The organism is Pantoea sp. X-Soil-TKNS-1279, assembly GCF_059730565.1.
This window is the reverse complement of sequence record NZ_AP035949.1, coordinates 38,147-58,847: the sequence shown is the minus strand read 5'-3', so window position 1 is coordinate 58,847 and position 20,701 is coordinate 38,147. Positions and strand designations below refer to the sequence as shown.

Below are 20,701 nucleotides of genomic sequence, written 5' to 3'. Positions count from 1 at the left end.
TCGCGCGGTTTCGTGCACGCTGAAGGAAAAATCTGCGCGATAAATCGCGCCGCGACGGGTGAACAGGTGTGTGTTGTGTGAATGCATCCAGTCCGACCTTTCAGGAGAGACAGAACACAACTTCAGGATACAAAAATGTTTTGAACCGCTGTGTGCGCTGAGAATTTTACAGTCGGTTAAGAGCGATGAGTGGGAGTTCAAGTGAATTGATTATTATAATTGTTCAAATGATGCTTAAAATATCTTTCATATTCTTCTGCTGAGCTAATTAAAATCGTAACTTCAATGGACTCTTCACCCATTTCCGCTGAATTATCCACGATAGTTATGAATTCAGTGAGAATATGAAGATTTCCATCACGCTTAAAAAGCGCATATTCAGTCTTTGATTCAAGTTTTTGATAAAAAACAGTGGGTTTAAATGCACCATAAACGAATCCCATCGGAGGATCTCCAAATTCTAATTCAGTGACACCAATTAGCTTGTTTCCTTTTCTAACCTCAAATGTCATTTATGATCTCCTTTACGTGTCATTATATGTGAACTCTTCGCTTAACAAGCCAAAAATCCAGTCATCCTGCCAACGACCATGCAGGAAATAGTTTTGCCTGAGCGTGCCTTCCTGATGAAATCCAGCTTTAAACAAGGTCCTGCGCGAAGCTTCATTTCCCGAAGTCACCGTGGCGGTTAATTTGCGATACCCCAGGGTATTAAATGCGAAACGGACAATATCTTTTAGCGATTCGCTGCCAAAACCCTGACCATGAAATTCGGCGGCGAGGATAAACCCCACTTCCGCAATGCCTTCATCACGTTCGATAAAGCCGGTGACGCCTATCGGTGTATCTGTATTCTTTTGACGCATAACAAGGCATAACCAATGCTCACTGCCTTTATGCCAGGGTTGCAAACGTTTCTCGAAAGACTGGAGTCTGATTTCTTCATCCGTGCGTGAATCGCTAATAAAATGCATGACGTGACGGTCCTGATTTAACGCCTTGAAAAATGGCCAGTCAGCAGGTTCGAGGCAGCGATAATCCAGCCTGACAGAAGAGATTTCCTTGTAATGTTTAACCATATGGCCCCGGCCCGATAGATTCGCGCATGACCAGGCGCGCGGTGAAATTTTTGTTCTGCGCCATATTGCCGCCATCCAGCATCGACACCAGTTGTTCAATGGTCTGCTGGACCATTTCGGTCACCGGAATTTTCATACTCGACAGTGAAGGAATGGTAAACGGGGCCAGCGGGATATCATCAAAACCCACCACCGACACCTGTTCAGGCACGGCAATCTTCGCGGCAGCGAGTTGTTTCATAGCGCCAATCGCCATCTCATCGTTGCTGGCAACAATGGCACTGAAGTGACACCCGCGCGCCAGCAAGGACTCCACCGCCGCCATGCCACTTTGCGCATGCCACTTACCTTCAACAATCAACGCATCCTGCACCGCGATCTGATGCCCGGCCAGCGCCGCTTTATAGCCGGAAAGACGTTCCAGCCCGGTAGGAGAATCCAGCGATCCGGTAATAAAGGCGATATCACGATGGCCCAGCGCAATCAGTTGGTTGACCGCCAGCGCGCTGTTGGCGTGTTGATCGGAATAGATACAGAAACTCTGATGCTGCCGCAGACGGCGGTTAATCACCAGAATCGGTTGTTTATGTTGGGAGATAATGTCGTCCATCTCATCGATGGAGAGAAAACGGGGGTAAATGATGATGCCGTCGCAACGCAAATCCAGCAGAAACTGAATCGCCGCACGCTCTTCGGCTGCGCTGTGTTTGCCATCGGCGAGGATCAGCTGTCGCCCCTGTTGCTCCATCAGGCGCGCCGAGTGAGCCATCAGCTCGCTGAAGTAACTGCCGCTGTAGAGCGTGTTGGTAATCACCAGCCCAATGGTTTGTGTCGATTTCACCGCCAGATTACGTGCCAGCAAGTTGGGGCGGTAATCCGTCTCGGCGATCGCCCGCAGTACCCGTTCGCGTTTTTCCTCGCCCACATAGCCATTCCCCGATAACACGCGGGATACCGTTGCTTTTGACACACCGGCTTTTTTCGCCACTTCGAGAATGGTTGTCATCGTTTTCTCATCGCAATCAAGACGAATCGCAGTTTACCTAACATGCTCATAGATTAGGAAATTTTTCTCCTGACTGCCGCCCTGCCGTCACAGCCATTAAGTGATGAACGTCACAATGTTTTAAATCAAATTTCAAATGTCTTGTCAGGTTAAAAATACAACTTCATTATTTTGTGAAACCGGTTTCTCATGATGAGAAACTGAACATCTGGTTGCCTCTGCCCTACAGCTGATGCACGAACGGCCAGATACGCGACCTATTTTGATAAGAGACGAAAAATCCATGTCGAAGAATTATGCCGAGATCTCCCGCGCCATCGTCCAGGCGCTGGGTGGTGCCGAAAACATTGAAGCCGTCACGCATTGCATGACCCGGCTGAGATTTGTCGTCAAGGACACGGGCCTGGTGGATAACGCCGTGCTGAAAGCAATCCCCGGCGTAATGGGTGTGGTGCACGCCGATACCCAGTGCCAGGTGATTATCGGCAACAACGTTGGACTGGCGTTTCAGGAAGTGCTGAAGCTGGCAACACCGGGTTCAGCACCTGCCGCACAACCTGTACGGCGCAAAATCACCCTGAAACGCATCGGTGCCGGGATTCTTGATGCGCTGGTCGGCACCATGTCACCCCTGATCCCCGCCATTATTGGTGGTTCGATGGTGAAACTACTCGCCATGATCCTCAATATGACCGGCGTGTTCGCAGAAGGCTCCTCAACGCTGGTGATCCTCAACGTCATCGGCGATGGCGCATTTTTCTTCCTGCCGATCATGGTCGCGGCTTCTGCGGCGCTGAAATTTAAAACCAATATGTCGCTGGCGATTGCGATCGCTGGCGTGCTGGTGCATCCCAATTTTATCGACCTGATGGCTAAAGCCGCACAGGGCCAGGCGGTGGAGTTTGCTTATATTCCGGTGACGGCAGTCAAATATACCTACACCGTGATTCCGGCTCTGGTGATGACATGGATCCTGTCGCACATTGAACGCATCATCGATCGTATCACCCCGGCAGTGACCAAAAACTTCCTGAAACCGATGTTGATTGTGTTGGTTGCCGCACCAATCGCCATCGTACTGATTGGCCCGCTGGGTATCTGGATTGGTAGCGGGATTTCCTCGCTGGTGTACACCATCCACGGTTATCTTGGCTGGCTGTCAGTGGCCATTATGGGGGCGCTCTGGCCCCTGCTGGTGATGACCGGTATGCACCGTGTGTTCACCCCCACCATCATCCAGACTATCGCGGAAACCGGCAAAGAAGGCATGGTGATGCCCTCAGAAATTGGAGCCAACCTGTCGCTCGGTGGCTCCTCCCTTGCGGTCGCGTTCAAGACCAAAAACCCGGAACTGCGTCAGACGGCTTTGGCGGCAGCGGCTTCAGCGATTGTTGCCGGGATTTCAGAACCGGCATTGTATGGCGTGGCAGTGCGGCTAAAACGCCCACTGATCGCCAGCCTGATCAGTGGCTTTATCTGCGGCGCGGTGGCCGGTATTGGCGGTCTTGCCAGCCATTCGATGGCCTCGCCAGGCCTGTTCACCAGCGTGCAGTTTTTCGATCCCAATAACCCGATGAGCATCGTCTGGGTCGGTGCAGTGATGGCGCTGTCGGTGGTGCTCTCGTTTGTTTTGACCCTGGTGCTGGGCTTTGAGGATATCCCGGTTGCGGAATCCAGCCCGAAAACACCAGACGCGGTGGTTGACGCCGCAAAACCTGTAAACGCCAATTAATTGAGGTTTTTCATGTCTGAACTGACATTTCCTGCGGGATTCTTATGGGGCGGCGCCCTGGCCGCCAACCAATCGGAAGGGGGGTATCTGGCAGGCGGCAAGGGACTGACAACCGTGGATATGATCCCACATGGCCCACATCGTATGCCTGTCAAGCTGGGGCTGGAGCAGCGTTTCACCCTGCGTGAAGACGAATATTATCCCAGCCATCAGGCCATCGATTTCTACCATCGTTACAAAGAAGATATCGCGTTGATGGCAGAGATGGGCTTTAGCGTATTCCGCACCTCGATTGCCTGGAGTCGTCTCTATCCCAATGGCGATGAGCTGCAACCCAACGCGGAAGGTATCGCTTTTTATCGCGATGTGTTCCGCGAATGTAAAAAGCACGGTATCGAACCGCTGGTGACGCTGTGCCACTTCGATGTGCCAATGCATCTGGTGACGGAATACGGTTCGTGGCGCAATCGTAAAATGATTGAGTTTTTCGCCCGCTATGCCCGCACCTGCTTTGAGGCTTTTGATGGCCTGGTGAAGTATTGGCTGACGTTTAATGAAATCAATATCCTGCTGCACAGCCCGTTCTCTGGCGCAGGTCTGGTGTTTGAAGCTGACGAAAACCCTGAGCAAGTTAAGTATCAGGCGGCACACCATGAGCTGGTTGCCAGCGCGCTGGTGACGCGCATCGCCCATGAGGTCAACCCGCAAAACCAGGTCGGTTGCATGCTGGCGGGCGGTAACTTCTACCCGTGGTCGAGCAAACCAGAAGATGTCTGGGCCGCCCTCGAAAAAGATCGCGAAAACCTGTTTTTTATCGATGTGCAGGCGCGTGGCGCTTATCCCTCATACTCGGCCCGGGTGTTCCGCGAGAAGGGAGTGAAGATTGAGATGGCACCTGAAGATACCGAGATCCTGAAAAACACCGTGGATTTTGTCTCCTTCAGCTACTACGCCTCGCGTTGTGCTTCCGCCGAGATGAACGAACAAAACAGCAGCGCTGCCAACGTGGTGAAATCGCTCACCAATCCGCACATTAAACGCAGCGAGTGGGGCTGGGGCATTGATCCGCTCGGTCTGCGCATCACCATGAACATGATGTATGACCGTTACCAGAAACCGTTGTTCCTGGTGGAGAATGGCCTTGGCGCACGCGATGAGATTAACGCCGACGGTGAAATCCATGATGATTACCGCATCAGCTACCTGCGGGAACACATTCACGCGATGGCGCAAGCGATTGATGATGGCATCCCGGTGATCGGTTACACCACCTGGGGCTGCATTGACCTGGTTGCGGCCTCGACCGGTGAGATGAGTAAGCGCTACGGTTTTGTCTATGTGGATCGCGACGACCACGGACAGGGTTCGCTGAACCGTATGCGTAAAAAATCGTTCTGGTGGTACAAGAAAGTCATTGCCAGTAATGGGCGGGATTTGGCGTAAAGGCTGTCCGGTAACGGCGCGATTTATCACGCCGTTACCGCTTTACCAGCGCGTAGCCTGCATATCAATCACGAAGCGATACTTCACATCGCCGCGCAACATGCGCGCAAACGCGGTTTCGATCTCCTCTCCAGCAATCAGTTCAATATCCGCCGTGATAGCGTGTTGACCACAGAAATCCAGCATGTCCTGGGTTTCTTTGATGCTGCCGATGGACGATCCACTGATGCTGAGACGGCGGTTCACTATCGGGCTGACGTTGGGAGACGGATGCGGCTGCTCGGGAATCCCCACCAGCACCAGTTTGCCGTTGGTTTTTAACGTTGCAAGGTAGGGGTCGAGATCGTGCGGGGCAGAGACACAGTCGAGAATCAGGTCCAGAGAAGCCTGGCAGGCCGCCATCTGCGCGGCATCACGCGAGATGACCACTCGCTTCGCACCTAAGCGCAGCGCATCTTCGCCCTTTTGCGGCGAGGTGGTAAACAAGGTCACTTCGGCACCCAGAGCACTCGCCAGTTTTACGGCCATATGCCCTAAACCACCGAGTCCTACCACGCCGACGCGGTCCCCGGCTTTCACGTTACCATAACGCAGTGGCGACCATACCGTGACGCCCGCACACAACAGCGGCGCGACACCCGCCAGCGGCAGGTTGGTCGGAATCGCCACGACAAAGTGTTGGTCCGCCACCACATGCTGCGCATAACCGCCCCAGGTGCTGCCGCCAGTATATTTATCCGTGCCGTTATAGGTCGCGGTCCATCCGGCTTCACAATATTGTTCTTCCTGCTGCTGGCAAAAATGACACTCGCGGCAGGAATCGACCATGACGCCGACACCCACTAAATCCCCGGCCTGAAAGCGTGAAACGCTTTTGCCCGTTTCCACAACACGTCCAACAATTTCATGTCCCGGCACCAGCGGATAGTTGCTGACGCCCCATTCATTGCGCGCCATATGCAGATCCGAATGGCAAACGCCACAATAAAGGATCTCAATTTTGACATCCTGAGCCTGCACGCTGCGCAGCGCGATCTGACCAGAAGAGAGGGGTTGTGTGGCATGGGGTGCGACTAACGCGTTGATTTTCATTGCGCCTCCGAAAGCTTGTGGCAATGGCTGTGTGAAGGCGGCAGACTATAAAGAACAAGGTTCAGAATTGATAGTAGTCACCATTTGGTGACCATCCGAGGAGATAAGCACATGCCCGCCTGGGTTGACGGTAAATTGATGTTCTTCGCGGATTCCCCCCCGCGTCGCCTGATGGATCTTTTTTCCCTGAAGTGGAGCAGCATGGTGCTGCATGCGTTGTATCACTGGCCGGATCATCGCGCCCGTACTGGCGAACTTCAACGCAGTTTGCAGGGGATTTCGAAGAAGATGCTGTTTCAAACCCTTAAAGAACTGGAACAGCGCGGCCTGATCGCGCGCCACGTTTATGAGGTGATACCGCCAAAGGTAGATTACCGCCTGACGCCACTCGGTATGACCCTTGCCGTACCGATTGAACAGATGTATCAATGGGGACTGGAGAATCAGGCCGCGCTGGACCAGATGGCCGCCAACTACCACGCGGCTACGGACGCGCCATCAAACGCAGCATGCACAGCTGATCCTGCTCCCGACGCGGATTAAATACCACCAGGCTCAGACCGGGTTTTCCCTCGACGGCAAAGGTGCTGTACTCCAGCTCCAGCACCCCTTCGTCCGGTAGCCAGAGTTGTTTAATGCCTTCCCCGTGCTGGCTGACTTCCTGCGATTGCCACAGGTGACGGAAGGTTTCACTCATGGCGCATAACTCCGCCACCAGCGCACGCACATGTTCGCTGGCCCCGGTGCGCGCCACATCGGCGCGGAAGTTCGCCACCAGATCGCGCGTGACCTTCTCCCACTCGGGTAAGCGCTTTTTCATCTGTTCATCACGAAACATCATTAGCAAGATATTGCGCTGCTCAGGTGGCAGTTGCGCATAATCGACAAAAACTTTGGTGGCCGCCCGATTCCACGCCACCACCTGCCATTCGGCGGTTTTCACCAGCGCCGGAGTGCCCGGCATGCTGTCCAGCACCCGTTGCAATGAAGGAGATACGCTCACTCCGCCCTGCCAACTGACGCCAGGCAGACGATTCTGCGCCAGTAAAAACAGGTGATCGCGCTCGGCGGCACTCAACTCCAGTGCCTTCGCTAACCTTTCCAGCACCACTTCAGACGGCGCACCGCCTCTGCCCTGTTCCAGCCAGGTATACCAGGTGGTGCTGACGCAGGCGCGTACCGCCACTTCTTCCCGGCGCAGACCCGGGGTACGACGGCGCTGCATCGGAAAGCCGAGTCGGGCTGCATCCAGCCGCTGGCGGCGTTCACGCAGATAATTGCCCAGCAGATTGTCGTCTTGCATCGTCATGGTGTTTATCCTGTTAGTCCCGATACCCGTATAAGCTCACGACTGTTCACCCGATCGCTGGCTTTTATCATAGTGCCTGTTAACAGCCAGTGAGGAGCACGAATATGCGAATTTTTGTGACCGGGGCGAGCGGCTTTGTTGGCTCAGCCATTGTGAAAAAACTGCACGCGCGTGGTTACGCGGTGCTGGGGCTGGCGCGCAGTGAGGCGTCAGCTGAGAAATTACACCTGCAAGGTGTGACGGTGTTACGCGGTGATCTGGAAGATATAGCCAGCCTTCGCGCCGCCGTGCGCCAGAGCGACGGCGTGATACATGCCGGTTATATTCACGACTTCAGCCGCATGGATCACGCTGCCGCGGTTGATCAGCGGGCGATTCTGGCGATGGGCGAGGAACTGGCCGGTTCCGATCGACCATTGATTGTGACCTCCGGCACCGCCCTGGTGGCACCGGGACGGTTGGCGACTGAGCAGGATCAACCGGTGGCAGGCGCGCATCCGCGTTCTGCTTCCAACGTAGCGGCACTGGCGCTGGCGGAAAAAGGGGTGCGCGTGGCGCTGGTCCGCTTACCGCCCACGGTGCATGGTGCTGGCGATCACGGTTTTGTGCCGATGCTGATTAACCTGGCAAAGGAAAAAGGCGCGGCGTTTTACGTGGAAAGTGGCGAGAACCGCTGGCCTGCGGTCAATCGCTTTGACGCTGCCGAGCTGTTTTGCCTGGCGGCAGAGCAGGCGCAAGCGGGAGCGATTTTGCATGCGGTGCAGGAAGAAGGCATCCCCTTCCGCCAGATTGCGGAAACCATTGCCGCCGGATTAACGCTACCGGTAAAAAGCCTGACGTTGCAGGAGGCACAGGAAGCGCTGGGCTGGATGGCGCGCTTCGCCGCAACCGACAATCCGACCTCCAGCAGTTGGACGCGCCAGGCCTTTAACTGGCAACCAAACGGTCCGGGTTTGTTGCAGGACATGCGCGAGACGGATTATTTTCTCTAGCTATGCTGCATCGTAGCGGCGCGATTTATCGCGTGTTTTTTTAACACCAAAGGTAAAAATCGCGCCGCTACGGTTAGCTGTTATGCGAACGGAAATTCACGCGCCAGCAGACGCGCAATCACATTCAGCGCGCCCTCATCATTGTTGCTTTCGGTTTTATAACGCGACACCGCGCTGACTGGCGTGGCGGCATTCGCCATAGCAAAGCTGTAGCATGCCTGGCGCAGCATTTCGAGGTCGTTGGCACTGTCGCCAATCGCCAGCACCTCACAATCATCAATACCCCATTTCTCCTGCAACAGCGCGATACCATGCGCCTTATGGCAGCCGGGGATAATCAAATCGACAAAGCCAAAGCCACTGGAAACCGGGTGCATGATGTTTTCAATCGCATTCAGTTGCGTGTGCAGACGTTCCAGCAACGCCTCGACGCCTTCATGCGCCAGATTGAGCGAAAACTTGAAGATGGTGTCGTCGATATCATAAAGATTGTCGCGTTTTTCCAGACGATGGTAATGGTTGGCGAGCATCGCCATCACCTCATCCGGCATCGAGGTATGTACATAGGCGCCATTACGTCCACACACCACGGTACTGATCTCCGGCTCTTTTGCCAGAATATCGAGGATCTGATGCACCGCTGCCGGTGCCAGCTCTCCGCAGAATATCTCTTCGTTGCTGTCCGTTACCCAGGCACCGTTTTCAGCCACAAAGGCAATTTCGTTTTTAATTTCAGGAAAATAGCGCAGCAGCTGATAATATTGATTGCCGCTGGCGACCACGAAACGGATGCCCTTCTCTTTCAGCAACGCGTACTGACGCAAAAAGCGTTGTTTGTTGTACTGCTTGTTGTCATCCAGAAATGTGCCATCCATATCCACCGCAATCATTTTCACTGCCATAGTGCTCTCCTGTAACTGTGTGCCGTCAAATCCATCCGGCTTCAAAGGTTTTATTCAGCTTACTCGCGGTGTGGATTAATGAGAATGTGAATTATCAGATTGTTCACCGCTTTCAGAGATTTCCAGACCAATTATTACTGTAATTGGCCGCCTTTTTCCCTGATCCAGCTACAGATTCCGGCGAGGGCGTTGGTATCACACCCTCGCCTGACATCAGGCCGCAGCGCTCTCGCCCCTCAATCCTGCCAGCAGCGTCTGCGAGCCAGCTACCGCACCAAAGATGCCGCCCTGCATATGGATCATGCTTAAAGCAGCCTCATGACGTTTACGTTCCGTTGCGGCAAAACCGGGCACTGGAGTGCGATGCGAAGATCATTCCTTCACCTCTGACTCATAGAAGAAGTTACACAACAACTGCCAGAGATAGCTGGCTGCCGGGGTGAAACGATGATCGACGCTGCGCAGTAAATGACACTGGCTTTCGCGCGCGATACGGTGATCGATGGGTATCGCGCGTAATCCCTGCTCCAGCAAGGCGCGCGGTACCGCCTGTTGGGTCATAAATGCGATCCCTAACCCGGCCTGACACAGCGACAGCGCACTGGAAAACAGGTTGCAGCAGTATGCCGGTGCCAGCACCTGTCCTTCACTTTTGAAGATGGCGCTGAGATAACGTTGCAGACCAAAGGTGTCGCTCATGGTGATCAGCCGGTGCTGCGTCAACTCCGCCACGCTGATTGACGAGTAACGGGCAATCGGGTGGTCCGGCGTCACAATGGCGCAGATTGGCCCGCGCGTAAAACTATGACTTTTTAGCCCTGGCGGCCCGGCAGTACCAAAACCGACCGCCATATCCACCTCACCGCGCATAATCAGGTCAACGGTGGTTTGCATATCCCCCGAACTGATATCGATAAATACGCCCGGCCAGGCAACGGAGAACTCCTGCAAAACATGGTTAACCACCTCTTCCACCATGCCCTGGCCTATGCGCAACGTGACCGATCCACCGCGCATATGCCGCATATCCCGCAGTTGCCGCTCCAGCAGTTTGCGGCGCTGCGTGGTTTGCGCATAATCCTCGGCCAGCAACTTACCGGCCTCCGTGAGCACCACGTTGCGCCCGCGCCGCTCCAGCAGCGGCAATTGCAGGCTCCTTTCGAGCAGCGATAGCTGGCGGCTGACTACCGATGGGTTGATCCCGAGCGCATCTGCGGCACGACGGATACCGCCCTGCATCCCTACTTCATATAAATAACTTATCGCTTTCTCGGGATAAGCGGCATTTGTCATAAGATAAGCCTATCTGTTGCTTTCAGGTCAACAATTCTAGCATTCCCAGTTCATTTTTAACCGCTGACTTTTCTGCGCATACTGCCGTCTGGACTAAGGCAGGAAAACATAAATGAACCATATAAAAAATTACTTACAGCAACACGCCGACGAGATTCTGGGTGATATCAAGCGACTGGTACAGGCGGAATCACCTTCACTCGACAAAGCCGCCGTTGACCGTTGTGGCGAAGTGCTACAGGGTATTTTTCAGCAGCGCCTGGGGATCAGTGCTGAAGTCGAGCATCAACCGAGCTACGGCAACCATCTGCGTTTTGCGCTGGGTGAACATGGCCCGCAAACCACCGTGATCGGCCATTTTGACACCGTCTGGGATCATGGCGAGTTAGCGCTGCGCGAAGAGGATGGCAAATTCTATGGCCCTGGCGTGCTGGATATGAAAGCCGGGCTGGTACAGGCCATTTGGGCGGTGCGCGCGCTGGTGCAACTCAATCTATTGACCGATCAACGCATTGTGTTCCTGTGCAACAGCGATGAAGAAGTGGGTAGCCCCAGCTCCAGCGACTGGATTGGTCGCCACGCGATGGGTTCAGAGCAGGTGCTGGTGGTGGAACCGGCGGAAGTCGGCAGCGGCGCGCTGAAGGTTGCGCGCAAAGGCACCGGACGTTATGACGTGGTGATCACCGGTCTGGCTGCCCATGCGGGCAACAACCCGGAAGAGGGCGTCAGCGCCGTACAGGAGATGGCACATCAAATCCACGCCCTGCACGCCCTGAATGACCCGGCGCGCGGCACCACGGTGAATGTCGGCATCGCCAATGGCGGCAGCCGCATTAACGTGGTGGCTGACCATGCCGAATTGGGTATTGATACGCGTGTCACCAGTGAAGAAGAAGCGCAACGCATTCATGCCGCCATCAGCAACCTGCAAGCGGTGATGCCAGGGATTACCCTGAAAGTGACCGGTGAGCAGGGACGACCGCCAATGCGCCAAACCCCGGCTTCTGGCTTGCTGCTGGAACGGGCACAACGCGTCGCCCTGCAACTCGGATTTGCCGTTGAAGGCAAATCCGTCGGCGGCGGCAGCGATGGCAACTTCACCGCTGCATTGGGGCTGCCGACGCTGGATGGCCTCGGCGCGACTGGCCGGGGTATCCACGCGCGTCATGAACATATCAATATTGCCGATATCGTACCGCGTGCCGCTCTGGTTGCCGGTATTATCCTCAGCGACAGCACAGCAGGTGACGCAGCATGAGTCAGGTAAACATTGCGCCATCCGCCAGCGTGTCGGCAGCCCGTCCTGCGGGACAAAGCCCGTATCTGCTGCTGTTTATTATGCTGGTGGTGGCGGCTGTCGCCACCTGGCTGATCCCGGCTGGCGCATTCGATTACGAAACCCGCGAGGGGATTAAATTTGCGGTGAAAGGCAGCCTGCATGCTGTGCCGCAGTCCGGTGTGTATCCGCTGGAGATCTTCACTGCGATTGCCGATGGCATGGTGAAAGCCGCACCGATTATCTTTTTGATTTTGTTCACCGGTGGTGTGCTGGCGGTGGTGGAGTCAACCGGGGCGATTAAAACCGCACTGAACTCCCTCGCCCGCAGTACCCGCCTGAGCGATACCCGCATCATCCTGATCTTCGGTGTGATTTTCGCCATTCTCGGCACTACGGGTGCGGTGATCAATGCGGTGGTGGCTTTCGTTCCCATCGGTTTGCTGGTGGCGCGTTCGCTGGGATTGTCGCCGATCCTTGGCGCATCGCTGGTGTATCTCTCCTGCGCCGCCGGGTTTAACGTCTCGGTATTAGGTCCGGCCACCACCGGGCTGACGCAGCATCTGGCACAACTGCCGATTTTTTCCGGTATGCTGCTGCGCGGGCTGACTTTTTTGCTGTTTGCGTTTAGCGCGATGGGGTATTTGATCTGGTCAGTACGCAAGGCACGTAAGGCCGGTGAGCTACGTCCCAAACAGACGGAGACGCAGGATGCCACACTGGTGGTGACACCGCGACATAAGTTGATTCTGGTGACCTGTGCGCTGGCGCTGATTATTTTTATCAGCGGTGCCGTCAAACTGCATTGGGGCACCAATGAAATGTCGGCCATGTTTGTCTTGCTGGCGATTGTCGTCGGATTGATTGGTCGTATGTCCGGCACCGATATCGCCAACACCTTCCTTTCCGGCTGCTCTGGTCTGGTTAAGGGTGGGTTTATCGTCGGTCTGGCGGGCGCGGTTTCACTGGTGCTGCAACAGGGCCATGTACTCGATCCTATCGTGGGGTTCCTGACCGATTTGCTGGCCCCGGTGCCGCAAAAGGTCGCGGCCATTGGCATGTTTATCAGCGCAGCATTGATTCACTTTGGTATCTCATCCGGTTCCGGCGAATCGGCGGTGCTGATCCCGATCTTCTCACCGCTGGGCGATAACCTCGGCCTGACCCGCCAGGTCACAGTGCAAACGGTGTTGCTGGGCGAAGGCATCGTGAATTGCATCAGTCCGACGTCGGGCGTGTTGATGGCGGTGCTGGCGACCGCCGGTATCCCGTTCGGCAAGTGGCTACGTTTTATTGCGCCGCTGATTGCGGTGTGGTTTGCCATTTGCGTGGTGATGCTGCTGATCGGTGTCTCAATCAAGTGGGGACCGTTCTGATTTTATAATCCGCAACAAGCGTAACGGCGTGATTTATCACGCCGTTTTTTTTTTGCCCGCGTTGGTGAAAGACGGCGCGATAAATCGCGCCGCTGCGGACTACCCACCTTCTGGCTACCCTCAGATCAACTCACACAACATTTCACTGTTGCGGTTTTGTTATTTTCGCTGCATATTACGAATGAAAGTTAAAAATAATTCATTCGAAACCTCGTACCCGGATCAGGAGTTGCTATGAACATGCCTTTTACAGCGGTAACCCTCCCAGAAGATCACAAGGCGAAAATCCGCCTGATGAAACAACAACTCAGAAAACAAATTGGCGATGTCGAAGGTTTATTCCTTCAAGTGAAAGCCAAAATCAACCAGGCCATTGCGCAGGCGAAGGAAGATGAAGCACAACGCGGCACGGCCTGGCCGGTGGTGAACTGGCGGGATATCGCAGAGAAGAATGTCTCTCAGGAACAAATCGACTTTATCAAACGTCGTGGCTGCGTGGTGGTGGAACAAAACTTTGCCCGCGAGGAAGCACTGGCGTGGGATAAAGCGATGCTCGATTATCTTGAGCTGAACGATTTTGATCGTCAGTATCGTGGTCCGGGTGACAGTTTCTTTGGCAGCCTCGAGGCTTCCAGGCCGGAAATTTATCCCATCTACTGGTCCAAATCGCAGATGGAAGCTCGCCAAAGTGAAGGGATCTCGCTGACACAATCGTTCCTGAACCGGCTGTGGAAATTTCAGTCTGGCGACGTGACCTGGTTTGACCCGGATGTCAGCATCATTTATCCCGACCGCATCCGCCGTCGTCTGCCCGGCACCACCTCCAAAGGGCTAGGTGCCCACACCGATTCCGGTGCGCTGGAGCGTTGGCTGCTGCCTGCTTATCAGCAGGTATTCAGCAAAATCTTCAATAACCAGTTTGCAGACTACGATCCCTGGGATGCCGCCCATCGTACCGACGTCAATGAATATGATGTGGCGAATACCACCAAATGTTCCGCCTTCCGTACGTTCCAGGGCTGGACGGCGCTTTCGGATATGGAAGCCGGTCAGGGATTGCTGCATGTGGTGCCGGTGCCGGAAGCAATGGCGTATGTGCTATTGCGTCCGTTGCTCAGTGATGTACCGGAAGATGAACTGTGCGGCGTGGCACCCGGTAAGGTGTTGCCGATCTCTGAGCGTTGGCATCCCGATTTGATTGAGGGCTTGTGCTCCATTCCGCCGTTGCAGGCAGGTGACTCGGTCTGGTGGCATTGCGATGTGATCCACGCCGTGGCCCCGGTTGAAGACCAACAGGGCTGGGGAAATGTGATGTATATTCCCGCCGCGCCGTTGTGCGATAAGAATCTGCGCTATGCCGAAAAAGTCGCGAATGCGCTGGACTTCGGTATCTCGCCCCCCGATTTCCCGCGCGAAGACTATGAACGCGACTGGCAGCAACGTTTCACCACCGCAGACCTGAACGCCATCGGCAGACGTAGCCTGGGGTTAGCCTGACCGCCATCCGCCCGGTGCTACCGGGCGGGTTTCTGTTACACTGCCGACATTATCCTAACCGTGCCAAAGCCTGATGCGATGAATAGCCGACACCAACAGATTATCCAACTGGTAAATGAAAGGGGCAGCGTCACAGTTAACGAACTTTCGCAGTTAACCGGCGTTTCCGAAGTGACCATCCGCCAGGACCTTAACGCGCTGGAGCGCGAGAATTTCCTGCGCCGCGTTCACGGCTCCGCCGTCGCGCCCGACAGCGATGATGTGGGCGCGCGCATGCGCACCCGTTACAAAATCAAACAGGCGATCGCCGAGCGCGCTGCCTCGCTCGTCAATGAAGGGGAAGCCATTTTCATTGAAGGCGGCAGCACCAACGCCCTGCTGGCGCGCTGCCTGGCTAACCGCAAAGATTTAACCATCATTACCGTTAGCCACTATATCGCCCAGGTGCTACGCGACTCGCAATGCGAGGTGATTATCCTCGGCGGCCAATACCAAAAAAGCAGCGAATCGGTGGTTGGCTCACTGACGCGCTTCTGTATCCAGCACATCAATTTCCATAAAGCTTTTCTTGGCGTCGATGGCTGGCATGCGGAAACCGGTTTTACCGGCCGGGATATGATGCGCTGTGATGTGATCAATGCGGTGATGGCAAAGCAGACCTACACCATCGCCATAACCGACTCCTCTAAATTTGGCGTGATCCATCCCTACCCCAGCTCTCCGGAACACCCGTTTGACGCGGTGATAACCGATGACGGCATTCCTACCGCCGCGCGGGAAAATCTGTCTGAAGCCGGGGTGCGGTTAGAACTGGTGACACAACCTGAGTAATCTGGCAACGCACAAATTGATCGTTGCCCGGCCCTGGGATAAGCGCATCATGTCCTCCTTTGACCTAAAACCAGGATCAACACATGAGCAAATTGTTTAGTCCCATCAAACTGGGTTCACTTGAACTGGATAACCGCATTGTGATTGCCCCAATGTGCCAGTACTCGGCACAAGAAGGCTGTGCCACCGCATGGCATCGTATCCATCTGGGACAACTGGCGTTTTCTGGTGCCGGGTTATTGATCGTCGAAGCCACCGCCGTAGAAGCACAAGGACGCATTTCACCGCAGGACCTCGGTTTGTGGGATGACACAACGGAACAGGCCTTGCAGACGGTAGTGAACGATGTTCGTCAGTACGCCGATATTCGCCTTGGGATTCAGCTCAGTCATGCGGGACGCAAAGCGTCAACCTCCGCGCCCTGGCAGGGCGGTACGCAAATTCCGCTGGAGCAACAAGGCTGGCAAACCGTCGCACCTTCCGCCATCCCGATGCATGAAGGTGAGCACCCACCGACTCCCCTGACCCATTCTGACCTTGCTCGCATTAAACAATCCTTCGTTGCCAGTGCCCTGCGCGCGGTACGCATTGGTTTTGAGCTGATTGAACTTCATGCCGCCCACGGTTATCTGCTGCACCAGTTCCTGTCGCCGCTTGCAAACCAGCGAGAAGATGAATACGGCGGTAGCCTGGAAAATCGTATGCGCTTCCCGCTGGAAGTGCTGGAAGCGGTGCGTGCGGCCGTGCCTGATCATGTGGCCGTCGGCGTCAGGATCTCCGCTACCGACTGGGTCGACGGTGGCTGGGATGTGAAGCAATCCGCTGAGTTCTGTCAGAAAATTGAAGCGCTTGGCTCAGCGTATGTGCATGTTTCCAGCGGAGGTTTGTCAGCACAGCAGAAAATTACCGTATCGGCGGGTTATCAGGTACCGTTTGCCCGTGAGTTGCGCAAAATCACCCGTATGCCGGTGATCGCCGTCGGACTGATCACCGAACCACGCATGGCGGAAGATCTGTTACAGGACGGCGACGCCGACCTGGTGGCCCTGGCGCGTGGCATTCTTTATGATCCGCGCTGGCCGTGGCATGCCGCAGCCGAGTTAGGTGCCAGCGTGCATGTGCCGCCCCAATATCTGCGTTCAGAACCACATGGGGTTAAAGGCAGCATCAAAGCCCGTTAAGCCTCCCCTCTGTCGTCGCGGCGCGATTTATCGCGCGGATTTTTCACGCATCGCGCACGAAATTGCGCGATAAATCGCGCCGCGACGACTGTATTACGTCCTTAAGTACACGATAAATCCGCTCATCGCCGCACTGCGAGACATTAAAGCGTAAAAATCGGTCACAGCTCCCCGACTGGCTAAAGGTGTTGCCGGGCGCGAGTACCACGCCCTGCCTCAGGCAAGCGCGTGAAAACTCGGCGGCATCCAACCCTTCCGGCAGTTCACACCATAAAAACAGCCCGCTTTGTGGCACCAGCCACGGGCGAATACCGACTTCTCCAAGCCGCTGCATTACCTGTCGTCGGCTATCTGCCAGACGTAACTTGATCGCTTCCAAATGGCGTCGATAGCCACTATCTTTGAGCACATTCAGCAACAGATCGGCGGCCAGCCTGCCACTGCTGAAGCCGGTGGCAATTTTCATATCGATAAGTTTTTCCACCCAGGCCGGTTTGGCAGCGATATAACCGCAACGCACCGAGGCTGAAACCGTTTTCGAGAAGCTGCCAATCACCATCACCCGTGCAAAACCATCCAGCGCCGCCAGACGTGGCGCGGTGTGCGTCTCAAGATCGGCAAAAATATCATCTTCGACAATCACCAGATCCGAGTTTTCGGCGATTTTCAGCAGACGATGGGCTGTGGTCGGGGATAGCGTGCCACCCGTTGGGTTATGAATGCCCGAGTTGGTGATATACAGCCGTGGCGCATGCTGCGTTAATGCCTGCTGAAACGCCGCCAAATCCGGCCCCTGAAGTGTCCAGGGAATGCCAACCACCTTCACGCGCTGCGCCCTGAGCAGGGCGTGGAAGTTAAAATAGCAGGGATCATCCACCAGCACGGTATCGCCTGGCTCCAGCAGAAAACGACAGATCAGATCAATGGAGTGTGTACCGGAGTCGGTCAGCAACAGTTGGTCGGGCGTGGCGGAAAGTCCATAGGCTGCCAGACGCCGGGTCAACAGTTGGCGCAGTTCAGCACTACCTGCCGGAACGGCATAGTCAGTCAACAGTGCGCTTTCGCTGCGTGCCGCCTTGCGTAGCGCTCGCCGGATACCCTCTTCATACATCCACTCTGGCGGCATCCAGCCACATCCTGGTTTTGGCCTATCCGGTGCGGCGTCCAACGCCTGACGCGTAATCCACAGCGGATCAACATCGCGCTCTACGGTCGGTGCCAACTGTGCCAAATCGAGCGGCGCAATCGGCCCGGAAACGAAGAAACCTGCACCGGGACGCGAAACAATCACGCTTTCGGCTTCCAGCCGGTCATAAGCCTCCACCACCGTCGAAACGGATATCCCGGCAGATTGGGCACGCGCTCGCACTGAAGGCAGGCGGCTGCCTGGGGTCAAGGCCCTTGAGGCGATCTGCTGACGGATATCGTCCATCAATTGTTCGATACGGGTTTTGTTGCGCAATGTCATCACCCCTCAGCTGTACTGCCCAGTTAACCAGTACAGTTTCTTTAAATTGTACTGGATTGTATCTTTTATCGTCCCGGAAATCAGTGGTTAACTGCGCAATATTAACGAAGGAGGGATCATGAAAATTGCATTAAACGGTTGGCTGAGTGGTTTTATTGGGGTGATGATTTTTGCCGGTTCGCTGCCTGCCACACGCGCCGCCATCGGCGGATTTGAGCCGTTATTTCTTACCTGCGCACGCGCCACTATTGCGGCGTTGTTGGGTGGCGCGTTGTTGATGGTGCTGCGCCAGAAACGTCCTGCTCTGACGGATATCCCAGCTCTGGCGATAATCGCGCTGGGCGTGGTGGTCGGTTTTCCGCTGCTGACCGCATTGGCCGTACAGCATATCTCCTCTGCTCGTTCGATGGTGTTTCTCGGGCTTTTGCCGATGTCGACCGCCATTTTTGCCGTGCTGCGCGGCGGCGAACGGCCACGTCCGGTATTCTGGCTGTTTTCCCTGGCGGGAAGCGCCATTATTGCGGGCTATGCGCTGGGCGGAACGGCGGGAAACATGATGGCCGGTGATGTGCTAATGATTGCCGCCATCATTCTCTGTGGCTTGGGTTATGCCGAAGGGGCAAAACTATCACGACGGCTTGGCGGCTGGCAGGTGATCAGTTGGGCATTGCTGGTGGCCGTTCCAGTGATGTTACCCGCCGCGATTTACACCGCGCCTGCCACCTTTAGCGGCATTGCCATGCCCGCGTGGTTAGGGCTTGCCTGGGTATCGGTATTTAGCATGCTGATAGATTTTATCTTCTGGTATCACGGCCTGGCGAAAGGCGGTATTGCGGCGGTGGGACAACTGCAACTGATACAACCCTTTATGGGTTTTGCGCTGGCGGCTTTGCTGCTACACGAATCGATCAGCTGGGCCATGCTGGCGGTGGCGGGTGCCACCATTATGTGTGTGTTTGGCGCTAAGCGGTATGCGTCATAGCGTAGCGGCGCGATTTATCGTGCGCGGAAACGGGCGATAAATCGTGCCGCTACCTGTCCGTTATTGGTTCTGCGGATAACTCAGGGTTATCGCATCATCCGGCAGTTTGGTGAAGTCTCTGATAAGGGTGTGGAAATCAGCTACCGGATGGAGATCGCTAAACTGTTGCGGATAGAGGTCTTTCGCCAGAATTTCCATGCCAATGATGTTGTAAGGATGGTTATAGAAATGGTGATACACCCCATACACCCGGCCCTGCTTCACTGGCTCGATCTGCGCCAGCCCGGTACGACCCAGCAGTTTTTGGAAGGTCACACCCACATCTTTCGGATCGACACCGTAGCCAAACGGCAGCACGTTAGCGTTCGGGCGTTTGGAACCGGTCATGATGTAGACGTCGGGTTTCATGGCGATAATTTTTTCCAGCGCCACAAAGCCTGAATTGCCCGGCAGCAGCGCAGAGCCGATATTTTTGCCACCGACCGCTTCAACCAAGCCACCCCAACCGTTGTGTCCGTGGGTAAAACAGCAGTTGTCGCTGTTACCGGCGATCGGCTCAATAAACACCTTAGGTTTATTTTTAACGTTATCAATGACTTGTGTCATCTTCTGCATATGCTGCTGGTAGAAATCGGTATAGGCTTTCGCCTCTTTTTCACGGTTCAGAATTTTACCCAGCAACGTCACGCTTGGCGCGGTGTTCTGTGCCGGATGCAGTTCATAATCGACAAAAACGACCGGGATATGCAGGTTATTGAGGGTATCCAGCACACCTGATTGCTTCAACGCCGGTTTTGCACGTAGCTGGGCGATCATCAGATCCGGTTTTTGCGCCAGCACGCTCTCCAGATTGACCTGTCCCTGATCGTTAAAACCCATATCAACGATTTTTGTCGCTTCCGGCCAGCGGCCTTTCAGCATGTCCCAGGTCTGAGTGTCCTGTTTTTTCGGCAGGTTGTTCCAGGCAACCACGCGTTTAAACGGGTCATCACGATCCAGCAACGCCAGCGTCAGGACGTCGCGTCCATCCTGCAAAATAATGTGTTGCGGTTCATGGTTGATGGTCTGGGTGTGACCATCCATATCGGTGACACTCAGCGGATAGGTGGTGGCGCAGGCCGCCGTTGAAGCCAACAACCCGATAGCCAGTAACAGGCGCGTTTTCATCGCAAACTCCGTGATAAAAAGAATAGTTATTATTATCAATAACCTTAACACAACCTTAAGTTGCAAAAATAAACT

General features: G+C 55.0%; 19 protein-coding genes and 1 pseudogene. 10 read left to right on the top strand and 10 right to left on the bottom strand.

The features are described 5' to 3' along the window. Positions 1-197 precede the first annotated feature (197 nt). From AC6I8N_RS20465 to AC6I8N_RS20455, 3 genes are read right to left on the bottom strand one after another with little or no spacing between them, the layout of a single operon-like run. Positions 198-512 carry a hypothetical protein gene (locus AC6I8N_RS20465; RefSeq protein ID WP_497830960.1) on the bottom strand — a complete coding sequence of 105 codons (315 nt, stop codon included), beginning with the start codon at positions 510-512 and terminating at the stop codon, positions 198-200. A gap of 12 nt (positions 513-524) precedes the next feature. Beyond that, a complete protein-coding gene (locus AC6I8N_RS20460; RefSeq protein ID WP_497830959.1) occupies positions 525-1,079 on the bottom strand; it encodes a GNAT family N-acetyltransferase in 555 nt (184 codons plus the stop codon). After that, positions 1,072-2,085 (bottom strand): LacI family DNA-binding transcriptional regulator, encoded by a 1,014-nt coding sequence (locus AC6I8N_RS20455; protein WP_497830958.1) that lies wholly within the window; start codon positions 2,083-2,085, stop codon positions 1,072-1,074. Before AC6I8N_RS20455 ends, AC6I8N_RS20460 begins: the two co-directional genes overlap by 8 nt. A gap of 283 nt (positions 2,086-2,368) precedes the next feature. Between AC6I8N_RS20455 and ascF the strand changes: the two genes are divergently transcribed. Together ascF and AC6I8N_RS20445 are read left to right on the top strand one after the other, a co-directional pair. Continuing rightward, a complete protein-coding gene (gene ascF, locus AC6I8N_RS20450; RefSeq protein ID WP_497830957.1) occupies positions 2,369-3,817 on the top strand; it encodes a PTS cellobiose/arbutin/salicin transporter subunit IIBC in 1,449 nt (482 codons plus the stop codon). A 12-nt stretch (positions 3,818-3,829) separates the two neighbouring features. Then, positions 3,830-5,260 (top strand): 6-phospho-beta-glucosidase, encoded by a 1,431-nt coding sequence (locus tag AC6I8N_RS20445; RefSeq protein ID WP_208725958.1) that lies wholly within the window; start codon positions 3,830-3,832, stop codon positions 5,258-5,260. Positions 5,261-5,302: 42 nt separating this feature from the next. Here the strand turns inward: AC6I8N_RS20445 and AC6I8N_RS20440 are convergent, their stop codons facing one another. Further along, complete coding sequence (locus tag AC6I8N_RS20440) at positions 5,303-6,352, bottom strand: NAD(P)-dependent alcohol dehydrogenase (RefSeq protein ID WP_497830956.1); 1,050 nt, start codon at positions 6,350-6,352, stop codon at positions 5,303-5,305. Positions 6,353-6,463: 111 nt separating this feature from the next. Here AC6I8N_RS20440 and AC6I8N_RS20435 point away from each other — a divergent pair, with 111 nt between their 5' ends. Beyond that, positions 6,464-6,895 carry a winged helix-turn-helix transcriptional regulator gene (locus AC6I8N_RS20435; RefSeq protein ID WP_497830955.1) on the top strand — a complete coding sequence of 144 codons (432 nt, stop codon included), beginning with the start codon at positions 6,464-6,466 and terminating at the stop codon, positions 6,893-6,895. Here AC6I8N_RS20435 and AC6I8N_RS20430 read toward each other — a convergent pair. Next, complete coding sequence (locus AC6I8N_RS20430; RefSeq protein WP_415173536.1) at positions 6,837-7,661, bottom strand: helix-turn-helix transcriptional regulator; 825 nt, start codon at positions 7,659-7,661, stop codon at positions 6,837-6,839. The genes AC6I8N_RS20435 and AC6I8N_RS20430 overlap by 59 nt on opposite strands. A 104-nt stretch (positions 7,662-7,765) precedes the next feature. Here AC6I8N_RS20430 and AC6I8N_RS20425 point away from each other — a divergent pair, with 104 nt between their 5' ends. Then, positions 7,766-8,653 (top strand): SDR family oxidoreductase, encoded by an 888-nt coding sequence (locus AC6I8N_RS20425; RefSeq protein WP_497830954.1) that lies wholly within the window; start codon positions 7,766-7,768, stop codon positions 8,651-8,653. An 80-nt stretch (positions 8,654-8,733) separates the two neighbouring features. Here the strand turns inward: AC6I8N_RS20425 and AC6I8N_RS20420 are convergent, their stop codons facing one another. From AC6I8N_RS20420 to AC6I8N_RS20410, 3 genes and pseudogenes are all read right to left on the bottom strand, one after another. Next, positions 8,734-9,555 carry a Cof-type HAD-IIB family hydrolase gene (locus tag AC6I8N_RS20420; RefSeq protein ID WP_497830953.1) on the bottom strand — a complete coding sequence of 274 codons (822 nt, stop codon included), beginning with the start codon at positions 9,553-9,555 and terminating at the stop codon, positions 8,734-8,736. A gap of 213 nt (positions 9,556-9,768) precedes the next feature. Next, positions 9,769-9,897: pseudogene (locus AC6I8N_RS20415) on the bottom strand (cysteine hydrolase); the annotation flags it as partial. Between the two features lie 30 nt (positions 9,898-9,927). Then, positions 9,928-10,848, bottom strand: a complete 921-nt coding sequence (locus tag AC6I8N_RS20410) for a LysR family transcriptional regulator (protein WP_497830952.1) — start codon at positions 10,846-10,848, stop codon at positions 9,928-9,930. Positions 10,849-10,960: 112 nt separating this feature from the next. Here AC6I8N_RS20410 and AC6I8N_RS20405 point away from each other — a divergent pair, with 112 nt between their 5' ends. The 5 genes from AC6I8N_RS20405 (at position 10,961) to AC6I8N_RS20385 (ending at position 17,009) form a co-directional block, all read left to right on the top strand. Continuing rightward, positions 10,961-12,106 carry a M20 family metallopeptidase gene (locus tag AC6I8N_RS20405; protein WP_497830951.1) on the top strand — a complete coding sequence of 382 codons (1,146 nt, stop codon included), beginning with the start codon at positions 10,961-10,963 and terminating at the stop codon, positions 12,104-12,106. Further along, positions 12,103-13,500, top strand: a complete 1,398-nt coding sequence (locus tag AC6I8N_RS20400; protein ID WP_497830950.1) for a YfcC family protein — start codon at positions 12,103-12,105, stop codon at positions 13,498-13,500. The genes AC6I8N_RS20405 and AC6I8N_RS20400 overlap by 4 nt, the downstream gene beginning before the upstream one ends. A 234-nt stretch (positions 13,501-13,734) precedes the next feature. After that, a complete protein-coding gene (locus AC6I8N_RS20395; protein WP_497830949.1) occupies positions 13,735-14,997 on the top strand; it encodes a DUF1479 domain-containing protein in 1,263 nt (420 codons plus the stop codon). 78 nt (positions 14,998-15,075) lie between these two features. Next, the gene (locus AC6I8N_RS20390) at positions 15,076-15,828 is read left to right on the top strand and encodes a DeoR family transcriptional regulator (protein WP_497830948.1); all 753 of its coding nucleotides are present in this window, start codon (positions 15,076-15,078) and stop codon (positions 15,826-15,828) included. Positions 15,829-15,911: 83 nt separating this feature from the next. Next, entirely contained in the window at positions 15,912-17,009 is a 1,098-nt protein-coding gene (locus tag AC6I8N_RS20385) for an NADH:flavin oxidoreductase/NADH oxidase (RefSeq protein WP_497830947.1), read from the top strand. A 43-nt stretch (positions 17,010-17,052) separates the two neighbouring features. Here the strand turns inward: AC6I8N_RS20385 and AC6I8N_RS20380 are convergent, their stop codons facing one another. Further along, entirely contained in the window at positions 17,053-18,477 is a 1,425-nt protein-coding gene (locus AC6I8N_RS20380; protein ID WP_497830946.1) for an aminotransferase-like domain-containing protein, read from the bottom strand. A 118-nt stretch (positions 18,478-18,595) separates the two neighbouring features. Here AC6I8N_RS20380 and AC6I8N_RS20375 point away from each other — a divergent pair, with 118 nt between their 5' ends. Then, positions 18,596-19,459 carry a DMT family transporter gene (locus tag AC6I8N_RS20375; RefSeq protein WP_497830945.1) on the top strand — a complete coding sequence of 288 codons (864 nt, stop codon included), beginning with the start codon at positions 18,596-18,598 and terminating at the stop codon, positions 19,457-19,459. Positions 19,460-19,519: 60 nt separating this feature from the next. Here AC6I8N_RS20375 and AC6I8N_RS20370 read toward each other — a convergent pair whose 3' ends face one another. Continuing rightward, a complete protein-coding gene (locus AC6I8N_RS20370) occupies positions 19,520-20,626 on the bottom strand; it encodes an ABC transporter substrate-binding protein (protein ID WP_497830944.1) in 1,107 nt (368 codons plus the stop codon). Positions 20,627-20,701 lie beyond the last annotated feature (75 nt).